This window comes from Chryseobacterium fluminis (assembly GCF_026314945.1).
GTDB lineage: Bacteria > Bacteroidota > Bacteroidia > Flavobacteriales > Weeksellaceae > Chryseobacterium > Chryseobacterium fluminis.
This window is the reverse complement of record NZ_CP111121.1, coordinates 1,127,916-1,140,398: the sequence shown is the minus strand read 5'-3', so window position 1 is coordinate 1,140,398 and position 12,483 is coordinate 1,127,916. Positions and strand designations below refer to the sequence as shown.

Here is a 12,483-nt window from a genome sequence, read left to right as displayed (position 1 = left end):
GTTATTTAACAAACTTGAATCAATCTCCATTTGATCTTCCTTCCACAATAGTCAGGCATTTTCTCGCCTTTGAATAAGGTGACAGTCGTTCTAAAATTCCCCATACTTTCCCAGATACCGCTTTCCGGACATGGTAAGCCTGTGACAACTGATATGGAGGTAAGGGGAATCATAGGTCATCTTTTTTTATTTGTATGGAACAAGCCGCCAGTTGTCACCGTCTCTTACCGGCGGATCAGGATCTACAATCTCTTCTGATGTTCTGGTCGAATCACCTCGCATCATCAGCGTTTTTTCAATCTCCTGTAATTGATCGTTCTCAGATATGACATCTTCATCTCGGTTTGCACAGTTTTGCATAAAAACTGAAGCTATCGCTACACTAAATATTGGGATAAACTTTTTCATTTTAATTATTTTAAGTTGGTTATCCCGGCCGGATTGAATTAGAATTCTGAAGCCAAAGTTATCTGGCTGAAGACACGAAAAAAACTGTTCTACGGAGCAATTTTAAAATAGACACGTCTCAATTTTAAAATTGATACATCTCGAAACAACCTCTGATCGCCTTATATGTTGGTGGTTTAGAATGACAAGCGTCAAGAGGTCAAGTAAGAGGCGAAAACTTCTTTATTTAAGGGCAAAATGATTAATTTTGGGATGGTGAGGTTCTAATAATCAGTATATGAAAAAGTTAAATTACTTTCTCGTCCTCTTTTCTGTATTATCGCAACTAGCATTTTCCCAGCAAAAAAAAGACAGGACGTTCAAGGAGATCAGAAAATACTATGAAAAAATGACCATAGACGATATGGATGCAGTGCCACACGTCAAATTGTTTATCCAAAAAGCAAAGAGGGAAAATAACCTTCCAAAATTAGTTCAGGGTTACAGGGATGGGAGACAGTTCGATTACCAAAACAAGATCAAGTATGCTGACAGTGCCATTGCCGTGAGCTTGACACTTGGTAACAAAGAAGATATTAGTAAGGACTATCTGAGCAAAGGCATTGTCTACTATTTCTATCAAAAGAAATACAAACTGGCTCTTGATCAATACTTAAAAGCCTATGAGTATTCAAAGGGATCGAAAGATCAGTATCATCACTACAAAGTTATTTATCATCTGGGAATCGTTAAAGAACATTTGGGCTATTACAATGAGGCCTTGGAACACTTTCAGGAATGCGCTGTATTTTACAGTTCAGAGCCCGATCATAAGCTTCATGAAAATGAGAGGTATAATTACAAAAAGGCATATCTGAACAGTCTTCATCAAATGATCGTTAACAACAGATATTTGAAAAACTTTTCAAAAAGTGACAGCCTAAGTCAGCTCGGTTATCAGCTTACCAAAGGTAACCCTGACTTTACCCTTGAAAACAGTTATTTTCTGAAATGTATCGGCATTTCAAAATTTCATAAGCAAGAGTACAGGGAAGCCAAGACAGATCTGGAAAGAGCTTTGCCTGTCATTTTAAAACGTAATGACTTTGCCTGGGCGCAGGTGATCTACTATTATCTGGGTAATATTGCAAAAGCTCAAAATGATCAGAACAAAACAATCTATTACTACAGTGAATTAGACACCATCTTTCAGAGGCACGAATTTATACTCCCGGAGGTTTACAGAAGTTACATCTATCTGATCGACTATTATAAAAATATAAATGTAGATGTATCCAAACAGCTCTACTACACAAATCAATTGTTGAAAGCGGATAGTCTGATCTCAAAAGACTATGCCTATCTGTCTTCAAAGCTTCATAAAGATTATGACCGTAGAGCCCTGATCGAAGCAAAGGAAAACATGAAGAAAGCCAATACCAAACAGATGAGATATGCCCAGATAATCATTTTTTCCGGATCGATCGCCCTGGGTTTCTTTATTTTGCGCTCTCTCAAATACAGAAAAATAAAAAGGCAGTATGAACTTCTTCAAAAAAAGATAGCAGAGGGAACTTATGAGATCCATGATATTGTACAGGATGAACCTAGAGACAATTCCATAAGGAAAACATTTTTAACGCCTGAAATCACCCTAGAGATCAAAGGAAAGCTTGAAAAGTTCGAACAGGAAAAGCAATTTTTGAAGAAAGGATTAAGCGAAAAAAGCGTAGCTTTAAAATTATCGACCAATTCCCATTATCTTTCAGTCTATATCAATGAACATAAAGGGATGAACTTCAATAAATATATTGCTGCGTTAAGAATCAACTATATTACCCATCTCCTTAATACCAATCATATGTATCTTAGGTTCACAATAGAAGCATTGGCAAATGAGTGCGGCATAGCATCCCGGCAAAATTTCTCCAACCTGTTCTCCGAGATCAACGGCATACGCCCGACCGATTACATCAAGCAACGCAAAAAAGAATTGGAGATCGATTAGCCAGCACATCAATATTCCCAGTTATAAAAACGATGGGAATACAAAATGAGTTACTTCAAGATTTCTTAACCTATTGAAAAAATATTAAAAATCAGATCCTTATTTTGAGATACTTAAAAAATGTTGCGAATGTCGGATCAATTTCGTTAAACTATCTGAATTGTTTCCTGAATTCCAAAGGGGATATCTCAGTTCTTTTTTTGAAAAGTTTATTAAACGACTGCGGATATTCAAATCCTAAACTGTATGCGATCTCAGCCACAGAAAGATCTGTCGTAGTTAAGAACAATTTTGCTTTCTCAATTAACCTGTTTTGGATGTGCTGCTGCGTACTTAGTCCAGTGATAGAGCGAAGCATATCACTAAGGTAATGGGTAGACAGGTTGAGTTGGCCGGCAAAATATTCGACGGTAGGAAGACCTTCCTTAAGGCTTTTTTCATCATTAAAATAGTCGTTCAGTAAATTTTCCATTTTGATCAGAAGTTCACTATTTGCTGGTCTTCTTGTAATGAACTGCCTTTCATAAAAACGGTTGCAATAGCTTAGCAATAGGTCTATCTGAGCGACGATGATCTCCTGGGTATGTTTATCGATATGTTGATATTCCTGTTCGATCTTTAAAAATATCTCAAGAATATTTTTCTCTTCTTTTTCCGAAAGATGTAAGGCCTCATTGGTTGCATAGGAAAAGAAACCGTAATTTTTGATGGTTGTAGCAACAGTATGTTTTCCCAGAAAATCGGGATGGAAAAATAGGGCATAGCCAGTTCCTGCGCCATTATTTTGTGAGTCAGTCTCACTCAAATCAAGAATTTGAACCTGTTTAGGCGCTGTAAAGCTCAGGACGCCTTTGTCAAAATCATACTGGTTCTGTCCGTATCTCATTTTAGCCTTGACATCTTTTTTTAAGGATATGCTGTAGAAATTGGCGGAGAATTTCTCTAAAATTGAGTCTTTCTGAATCCGTATATCTTCAAGATCGACAATGCTGACCAAAGGATGCAATGGATCAGGCAAAGTCAACAGATGATGGAATTGTAATAGGGAATCAACAGTATTCATCAAGTTTATTTGTACAAAGATAATAAAGACAAAACCACGAGGACTTTGTTTTTATTAACATTTAAAATTATAAATTTTCTTTAAAGAATGGAAGTAATTGTGACAAAGCTTCAGAAGTTGCTTGAGGCTCATCATATAGATCATAATGACTGGCACCTTTTACGACGAAGATATTTTTATTTTTTGAGGCTGCCTTGTTATATAGTTCAAATCCATCTCTGTAGGAACCAAAGGCTCTGACCTTATCTCCGACAATGACCAAAAGTGGCTGTGTCAACAGCTGATCTGCCAAGTGGAAAGCATCGAAATTGACCGTATTCCCAAAACTTGTAAAAAGGAGTTGATTGGATGATCTCGGATGATTTCCACGAGGTGTTCTGTAATAATCGATACATTCCAAAAGATCCATTTCCTCGATTCCCTGTTCTTTTGCTTCCTCCGCAGAATTTGGGGTCCAGTTGACGATCAACGGTTCAGCGCCATTTTCTTCAGATGTACGTTGCTTACTAACGGCTTCCAGGATCTGGATCGGATCCAGACTCTCTTTGTAAGCGCGGCAAAAATTAGAAGCTGAAACCGTGGCGACTGCTTTGATTCGTCTTTCTGTCAAAGCCGCATTGGCTGAATAAGCACCGCCCGCACAGATTCCTAAAACGCCGATCTTTTCGTTATCGACAAAATCCAATGTTGTAAGATGATCCACCGCACATTTGATGTCTTCAACTCTCGTTGCCGGATCTTCCAGAAATCTAGGTTCTCCACCGCTTTCTCCCTGAAAAGAGGCATCAAATGCAATGGTGATAAATCCTTCTTTTGCCAGTTTTTCAGCATACTCCCCAGCCGTTTGTTCCTTGACACTGCTTCCGGGATGGACACAGATGATGGCGCTGTATTTTAGGTTTTCATCAAAGTTGTCCGGCAAATTAAGATGTGCTGCAATTTCCCAGTTTTTATTCTTGAATTTGATTGATTTTTGCATTTTTATTTATCCTACCATTTGGGTTCTTATTTCTTTTCTCATTTCTTCTGTCCCGATTTCGAGCTGCCTTGCATAGATTGCCTTTGCATCTTCGCCGGCAAGGTACCGTACCTGATCTTTACCGTCTGTAGCAGCTTCATAAACAATCTCTGCGATTTTCTCAGCGGTAGAGGCGTTCTTCATCATCCCGTCGATACCCTCAAACATTTTTGTTTCCAGTTCTTTATAAGAGTCATGTGAGTTTGTATCTAGTGATCTGCCTGAAAAATCTGTTAAAATTCCTCCAGGTGCAATAGTTTTTACTTGAACATTAAATAACGAAAGTTCGTGTGAAAGACTTTCCGACCAACCTTCCAAACCGAATTTGGCGGCGTGGTATACGGAACTGATAGGGAAACCTATAAATCCACCCATAGACGTAGTTGTGATAAAAATACCAGCTTCCTTTTCTCTGAAGTGAGGAATAAATTCATTGGTAACTCTAAAAACGCCTAATAGGTTGGTCTCGATTTGTTTTACGATCTGCTCATCACTGAGGCTTTCAAATGGGGCGATCAGTCCATAGCCGGCATTGTTGAAGACAACATCAACAGAATGGATGCTTACAGCTGCGGCAACTACACTTTTGATCTGTTCAATGTCTGTGACGTCTAATTTTAAAATAGTAACATTGGATAATTGTCTAAGTTCTGTTTCTTTTTCAGGATCTCTCATTGTAGCGATCACGTTCCAGCCTTTGGCTTGAAATAACTTGGCTGTGGCTTTTCCCAGCCCTGTAGAAGCTCCTGTAATAAAAATGGTTTTCTGCACTCTTCTTTGTTTAAATTCTTATAGCAAAGGTCTTATAAAGAAACTGTGTGGATGTTTCCAAATTGCGGATATGTGTTTCCAAATTGAAGCTGAGGGATAGCTGTATGTACTAAGCATTGAAGAAGGCAAGAGTATAGCAAGAGGTTCTCGACTCTTTAGTGTTAGATCCGATGAAACACGTTCGACTGATCAGATCATACAACGCAAAAAGGATTTGGTTATCAGCTAATTATCGCATGAATACGCGAATTTTTGTAAATTTCTGAAAAAAGGACATGGTAACAAAAGCTATTTTTAGAAAAATCACAAAATTACATGACAACCTCGAGTTGGAAATCAATCAAGTGTACGACGAAGATGAAGATATGGTGAAGGTAGCAGAGAGATCATTATTGATAATCGATGAATCCATTCGTAAATTGAAAGAAATGATCTCTACCCATCATTTTGACCATATCGCTGAAGAGGTATATTTTTTCAAAAAGCTGAAACCTCAGTTTATTTCCAAATTCATTTACTACTCGACGATTTTGGATGTTGAGTCACACAAGCCTAATGCAGGCAATAAAGCCTTAAAAAAATACTACGAGGCTGAACAGGAAAAACTAAGGATTTTTTATATGGAGCAAGCAGAGCTTTACAGCTATTACAGAAGGGAAGCGACCTATCTTGACCATAAGCTATTTGTCAGAAATTCTTACGACCTGAAAATGAAATTATCATTCGGTTTTTACAATTTTGACACTACCTTTACAACTTCTCACGATCATATGGTTGCCAGATTCATTGCCAACCAGCAATTTGATCAGTACTTAAAAAGACAGATCGAAAATCTCAGTGAGAATAAAAGCAAACAAGCTTTATCGCCATTAGCTTGGTCTGCATCCAAGGTCGGTTTGATCGAATTGGTTTATGCGCTGTATCAAATGCGCTGTTTTAACGGAGGCAATATAGAACTTAGTGAGGTGATCAAATTTGTAGAAAAATCTTTGGACACGGACCTTGGAAATTTCCACAAGACCATATTTGAGATTCGCAACAGAAAACAGGGACCCACCAAGTTTTTAAATCTGGTCACTGATCATCTCAATCAATATTTTTTAAATACAGACGGCGAGTGATCAAAATTTTTAAAACCTCAGATATGTAAATATATGTTTGAGGTTTTTATTTAATCTTTATTAATCAGATGTTTTAGATCGGGATCATTTGAAATTCTCTCAATTTCATCATTTATTATATGAAGAATGTCAGCTTTGATTTTTTTATAGTTGGCTGTAATTTCTTCCTGCATGTAATCGATTCCCTGCCCGTCTACAAATGAACGGATCTGAGGTATTTTTTGATAACTCTTTTGCTCCGAAGAAAGTTTAACGTTATCAACGACGATCTCCGAATGGAAAATTTTCTGTTCGATCCTTTCATCAAAATTATCGGAAACCGCCCCAACAAAAATGCCTTGTGTCAATGTTGAGATCTTAGAGGCCGGGATCAGGCTGTCCAATTGTGTTGAAATGGATGTTGAAGTATCATTTCTACTGATTGAGATGCTTTGCCTTTTTTGCAAAACCTTACCAAATCTCTCTGACAGGGCTTTTGCCGTTTCTCCGACCACCTGTCCACTAAAAATATTCCCCACGGTGTTTTGGATCACTTTGCTTTCTTTATCGCCATAGTCCCTGGTCAGCTGTGAAAAATCCTGAAATCCCAAGCAGACAGAAACCTTGTTGCTTCTGGCAGTTGCGATCAGATTATCCAATCCTCTGAAATAGATGGTAGACAGCTCATCAATAATGACTGAACTTTTCAGCTGGCCTTTTTTATTGATCAGTTTGACAATTCTGGAGTTATAAAGTCCTAATGCAGCAGAGTAGATGTTCTGTCGATCCGGATTGTTGCCTACACATAGTATCTTAGGTTCGTTCGGATTATTGATGTCTAACGAAAAATCATCCCCAGTCATCACCCAATATAACTGTGGAGAGATCATTCGTGACAAGGGGATCTTTGCCGAAGCGATCTGTCCTTGGAGCTGATCCTGTGCGCCTCCCTGCCACGCATCCATAAAAGGAGAGAGGTAGTTCTCCAATTCGGAGTAAGAAGTGAGAATCGTAAAAACATCCTCATATTTCTTATTCAGCAGTTCGATGGCGTGTGGAAAAGTACAGTATGTACCATTCTCATAAATTTTCAGAAACCAAATGATCGCAGCCAAAAGGATGATAGGGCTTTCCACGAAAAAATCGCCCTGCTTTTGAATCCAGCTTCGGTTAAGATTCAGCATAATGGTATACGCCGCTTCATAGGCGTCAGAGATGTCCGTCATAAAGTTCGGGTTAAATGGATTGCACCGATGACTTTTTCTGGGATCATCAAAGTTGATGATGTAAAATTTAGGCTTTATCTGATAACATTCGGAATGTTGTAAAAGATGATTGTATGCAATGGTCGAGAGATCATCAAATTTAAAATCATAGATATACATGGAGAAGCCTTTTTCAATATGCTGTTTTATGTAGTTGTTGACCACAGCGAATGATTTTCCAGAGCCGGGCGTACCTAAAACAATGGTAGCACGAAATGGATTGACCACATTGATCCATCCGTGATGCCATTTTCCCTGATAGTAAAATTTGGTAGGCAGATTGACTGAATATTCATTGTATAGTAGTTTTATCTCCTGTTGGAAGCTTTCATTTTCATTATTGAATACATCATCCATTAAATTATGTTTCAGATGGCGGCTCATCCACACACCAGCCATCATCAAGAAAATATAACCCGAACCAGTTGACAGCATATATAAGGGAACCACATAGTCCGATGAAAGTTGTAAAAGGGGTATGCTAAAAAAGAAGAATAAAACGCCCAAACCTAACGCAACCACTATCTTCTGCCATGTGATCTTTTCATTTTTTACACCTTTGGTACCAAGACAGCTCAGGCTCAGTAATACTACTGCAAAAAGTTTTGAATATAGAGGATAGCTGAATAAACTTGCTGTCCTGTTAAAGTTCTGCAGGATTTTATTGACAATCTCTAAGGTCCATCCACTCTCGACAAACAGGCCATAACAAAACCAATATAGATGCATCAAAACCAATATGATACTTACCGCTCTCATAAATGCCATTATTTTGGCAAATCCTCTTAAATCGTCTTCTCCCTGCATAGTTTAAATTTTAATGTTTGGGCGTAAATTTAAGTGCTATAGATAATGGCTATACGAATGTGTAAGTCAATGGAATTATGTGGCAGTGTCTGACACAACTTTAGTCAAATGTCGTTTTTTTTCTAAAATTATAGAATGGCGACAAGCTTCCTAGTTTAACAGAATTTGTTTTATTATAAGGAGTGTTGTCAGTGATATTGTATAAAAACTATGATTTGTAATAGCTACTACATTCAGGAATTAATAGTCTCAACTCTGACTAATCAATTCTGTCGGGGCCAAGCCAAAGTGTTTTTTAAAAGCATAGGAAAAATGTGATAAGTTTTCAAAGCCGACTTCGTAAAAAATGTCGATAGGTTTTCTGCGTTTTTCGACAAGCTGGTACCGTGCCAACTCCAACCTTTTCTCTGTCAGCCATTTTTGTGGTGTAGTGGCGAAAGTCTTTTTAAAATCACGTTTAAAAGTCGTCAGGCTTCTTCCTGTCAGGTATGCAAATTTTTCTATGGGCATATTGAACATATAATTCCGCTCCATAAACTCGGAGATATTGATCTTGTGAGGTTCGGAAAAATCGGACAAAATGCAGTCAATGTCTTTATTTAAAGTACGAAGTATGGTAATGGCTTCTGTTATTTTGAGTTTGGAGATTTCCGATGGTAACTTGTTCTCCAGTTCAAAGTAAGGGAGCAATGAGGCAAAGAAACTGGCCAGCAGTGGGCTTTTAGTCAGCGCTACTATTTTCTGTGATTTACGGAGTACGTTTTCAATTGTATGATTTGTGTAGAAGTCCTGTAAATAAGAAGTTGTGAGTTTCATAACAATCGCCTGGTAAGGCAAACCGTCTTTTTCATATTTGATGAGTGTGGCCAATTGATTTCTTGGGAACAGATGGGTCTCTCCTGCTCCGAAAATATAGGTCTTATCTGCCTGGATTACTTTTAGCTCGCCTGATAAAACCCGCACCAATGAATGTTCCTCAACGATCATTTCCCCTTTGTAATGAAATGCTTCGCTACAGGTAAAAACGATTTCGGCATTGTTGTATACTTGTCTTTTAGCCATAGTACAAAGTTAAAGAAAAGAAGTTAGGCAACGTATTTTGGTGCCTAACTTCTTTTGATTATATAACGTCAAACCTGACGCCTGTCAATTCTTCGCTCAAAGTCCAAAGTTTTTGAGCAGCCTTGGCTTCCAATGCGAATGGAGCTACACCTTTCATCCCGTATCTTTCTTTTTTCCATTCTCCACTGGTATAGAATTCCGGGTCATAATTAGCAATCTCCACATCTTCCATATAGACACCTCCTATGTCTTTCAATTGTGGATTTGTCGCAGCCCAGACAGTTGTAGCAGCTCCCTGTTCGGTTGTTTTGAGTATTTTTTTCATTGCTGTTTCAGATTCTGCGTTCGGTGTTCCGTCAGGATTTACAGCCCCTAATGCAATATAATCATCAATCTTGAGATGTCTTCCCAGGTTGGTCTCCAAAATCAAACCTGGATGCAGTGTGTAGGACCTGACGCCGAATTCCTGCGCTTTCTTGTCCAGCTCTACTGTAAAGAGAATGTTCGCGGTTTTGGCTTGTCCATAAGCTTCAAATTTGTTGTATTCTCTTGTATTGTAGTTGATGTCGTCAAAAACAACAGGCGAAAAATAATGCCCTGAAGAGGAAACATTGACGACCCTTGCTCCATTTGCTTTTTTCAATGCAACCCAAAGCCTTGCGACCAATTGAAAATGTCCCAAATGATTGGTGGAAAACTGCGCTTCATACCCGCGCTCATCTCGATGCAAAGGTGTCCACATGATACCTGCATTATTAATGAGCAGATGCAACGGTCTGCCGGAAGCCAAAAATCTTTCAGCAAATGCATCAATGGATACGGGATCGGTCAGATTCATATTTTCCAGTTCTACATTTGTAATTCCTTCCAGATTTTTCTTTGCTTTTTCAGTATCTCTTGCCGGAACGATCACCGTAGCTCCTGCAGAGGTTAATGTTTTTGTGATTTCCAGACCCAGCCCGTTGTACCCACCCGTTACGATCGCGATTTTGCCTTTTAGGTCAATTCCTTCGATTATATCTGTTGTGGTTGATTTTGCGTTGAAGCCTGAACCTATCGGTTGTTGCAATGCTCCGTTGTAATTATTCTGATTCATTTTTTTAATTTTTGTTGAAGCAAAGTTAGATAGACATTTGACGGCAAACTTTGTTATAGAGTCGTTTTTACTTTGTTTATAGGCTCAACAATCAATCTGTACAAATGAAGAGCAAAACTACTTTCGCTGACCTCCTTTGCGTTTCTGTTTCTTCTTCATCTTATTTTCAAAATCCTGCTCGTCGTAATCCTTTCCTCGAGTTTCGGGAAATAAACTACCAAATGCCTCAGTCAATTCGTCTGCATATTTTGAACTATTCAAGAAGTCAAATAAGTGATGTGATTGTTCTTGAGAAATATCCGAATCTTTTGATGTGGTTATTCTTGTCTGTGGTTCTGCTGATTCCTTTATCGCAGGTGGGATTTTTTTGTTCCACTGATAATTAAACATATTTGCAGAATACTCGTTCCCCAATCTTGACCCGTTCCATACTGTTCTGGATCGGTGATCAATAAACGTTATTCCATAGATCCTACCATTATCATTTTTACGGACAACAGTGTCAATTCCCTCATTTTTCAATTTCTTTTTAAATGCTTGCTCATCTTTTGAAGAATGATGAGCCTCCATAATCTTTTTTTTTAAATTTTGTTTGAGCAGTTGATCATTATTTTTGTTTTTACAAGCAGTGCAGTGTTTTTCGAGGGCATCGATTCCTGCATTTTTCCCAAACAAAGATGCCTTGAAAGGATTTCCAGCATTTTTTCCTTGGTCATCTAAAGGAAAATAAAACAATCCTCTTTTTAGTTGACCTCCTAATTCTCCCTCCACTTTCTCCACAGTAATATTAAATAATGAAAGCAAGGCATTATATTCCCCTAACGAATGAAATTGGTAGTAAGAGGATATGTGTCGTATTACCGACGCGATCTGGCTTTTAATATCTCCAGCCTTATAATCAATCGGTCGAAAGATCTTGTGATTTTGCTGAGACTGGTTCGCAACTGCTGATATAAGACCAAATTTATTTTCCAATTCCCGGCAGATTTTCATCGATCGGATCTTTTCAAATTTGTCGGATATTTTCGTTCCATCTTCATCCACGCAGACTGAAACAATATGGATATGACTCCGGTCGATATCATTATGTTTAAATACTACAAATGGCTGACCATCAAAACCCATCTCATTCATATAAAGGTGAGCCATTTCTTTATATTGTTCATTAGAGACTTGATCTTTAGGATCAGGATTTAAGGAGATATGCAAGGTGTGTTTTTCAGTATTTCGGTTCGCCACCAGGTAAGGTTCAAATGATCTCGCCAATTGAGCAACAGAATACTTCCCGTCAGCTGTTTCAATCATTTTATTGGTCATCAGAATTTCTCCCTTATCCTGTTCCATTTTTGAATTATTATAAGACAGGGTGCCAAAAAGATTACTGCTTCTTCCAATTTTTGCGATCATTTTATTCTTGATTTTTCAAATGTTTCTGATCAAATTCCTCTGTCAACTGCATCACTTTTTTGAAAATGTCCACCAATTTGACAGTGTTCTTTTCCAATTTATAGAGTAACGAAGCCGCTTTTTTCTCAGAAAAGTTATGGTACAGGATCTTGACTATTTGATTGTAGTTCACTCCAACAGTCCGAAACTGGCTGTGAAATGAGGTCAAACGCATATAGAAATCTACTGTTCCTTTATCCACTTTAATGGTCTTTATTGTCTTTTCGAAAATGCATGAAGTGATAAAATGGGCCTTCACTTTCATTCCCGACTCGTCAAAAAGTTCAAGAAAGCGGGAATGTTCCATCTCATTAAATGAGATCGTATATCGGATCTTTGCAGGATCGGTCTTCGGACGGCGTCCCGTTTTTTTCTGTGGTTTACCATTATGTTCATTCATCGTCTGTCCAATTAAATTACAAAACATCGACTTCGGAGATTGTTTCTGCCTCCTGCAAGG

General features: G+C 38.2%; 11 protein-coding genes. 2 read left to right on the top strand and 9 right to left on the bottom strand.

All coding sequences use genetic code 11. The features are described from left to right. Positions 1-186: 186 nt before the first annotated feature. Positions 187-408 carry a hypothetical protein gene (locus ODZ84_RS05195; protein WP_266175935.1) on the bottom strand — a complete coding sequence of 74 codons (222 nt, stop codon included), beginning with the start codon at positions 406-408 and terminating at the stop codon, positions 187-189. A gap of 277 nt (positions 409-685) precedes the next feature. Between ODZ84_RS05195 and ODZ84_RS05190 the strand changes: the two genes are divergently transcribed. Beyond that, the gene (locus ODZ84_RS05190; RefSeq protein ID WP_266175934.1) at positions 686-2,395 is read left to right on the top strand and encodes a helix-turn-helix domain-containing protein; all 1,710 of its coding nucleotides are present in this window, start codon (positions 686-688) and stop codon (positions 2,393-2,395) included. 151 nt (positions 2,396-2,546) lie between these two features. Here ODZ84_RS05190 and ODZ84_RS05185 read toward each other — a convergent pair whose 3' ends face one another. The 3 genes from ODZ84_RS05185 to ODZ84_RS05175 all read right to left on the bottom strand — a co-directional run bounded on the left by ODZ84_RS05185 (position 2,547) and on the right by ODZ84_RS05175 (position 5,247). Next, positions 2,547-3,458, bottom strand: coding sequence for a helix-turn-helix domain-containing protein (locus tag ODZ84_RS05185; protein WP_266175933.1), 912 nt, complete (start codon positions 3,456-3,458; stop codon positions 2,547-2,549). A 67-nt stretch (positions 3,459-3,525) separates the two neighbouring features. Continuing rightward, the gene (locus tag ODZ84_RS05180) at positions 3,526-4,437 is read right to left on the bottom strand and encodes an alpha/beta hydrolase (RefSeq protein WP_266175932.1); all 912 of its coding nucleotides are present in this window, start codon (positions 4,435-4,437) and stop codon (positions 3,526-3,528) included. Positions 4,438-4,443: 6 nt separating this feature from the next. After that, positions 4,444-5,247, bottom strand: coding sequence for an SDR family oxidoreductase (locus ODZ84_RS05175; protein ID WP_266175931.1), 804 nt, complete (start codon positions 5,245-5,247; stop codon positions 4,444-4,446). Between the two features lie 275 nt (positions 5,248-5,522). Here ODZ84_RS05175 and ODZ84_RS05170 point away from each other — a divergent pair, with 275 nt between their 5' ends. After that, a complete protein-coding gene (locus ODZ84_RS05170) occupies positions 5,523-6,368 on the top strand; it encodes an RteC domain-containing protein (protein ID WP_266175930.1) in 846 nt (281 codons plus the stop codon). Between the two features lie 50 nt (positions 6,369-6,418). Here the strand turns inward: ODZ84_RS05170 and mobC are convergent, their stop codons facing one another. The 5 genes from mobC to mobA form a co-directional block, all read right to left on the bottom strand. Next, positions 6,419-8,419, bottom strand: coding sequence for a conjugal transfer protein MobC (gene mobC / locus ODZ84_RS05165; protein ID WP_266175929.1), 2,001 nt, complete (start codon positions 8,417-8,419; stop codon positions 6,419-6,421). Positions 8,420-8,668: 249 nt separating this feature from the next. Next, positions 8,669-9,481 carry an AraC family transcriptional regulator gene (locus ODZ84_RS05160; RefSeq protein ID WP_266175928.1) on the bottom strand — a complete coding sequence of 271 codons (813 nt, stop codon included), beginning with the start codon at positions 9,479-9,481 and terminating at the stop codon, positions 8,669-8,671. Positions 9,482-9,539: 58 nt separating this feature from the next. Beyond that, positions 9,540-10,577 (bottom strand): SDR family NAD(P)-dependent oxidoreductase, encoded by a 1,038-nt coding sequence (locus ODZ84_RS05155; RefSeq protein WP_266175927.1) that lies wholly within the window; start codon positions 10,575-10,577, stop codon positions 9,540-9,542. A 117-nt stretch (positions 10,578-10,694) separates the two neighbouring features. Continuing rightward, positions 10,695-11,984, bottom strand: coding sequence for a conjugal transfer protein MobB (gene mobB, locus ODZ84_RS05150; RefSeq protein ID WP_266175926.1), 1,290 nt, complete (start codon positions 11,982-11,984; stop codon positions 10,695-10,697). 1 nt (position 11,985) lies between these two features. Then, a complete protein-coding gene (mobA, locus tag ODZ84_RS05145) occupies positions 11,986-12,423 on the bottom strand; it encodes a conjugal transfer protein MobA (protein ID WP_266175925.1) in 438 nt (145 codons plus the stop codon). Positions 12,424-12,483: the final 60 nt, after the last annotated feature.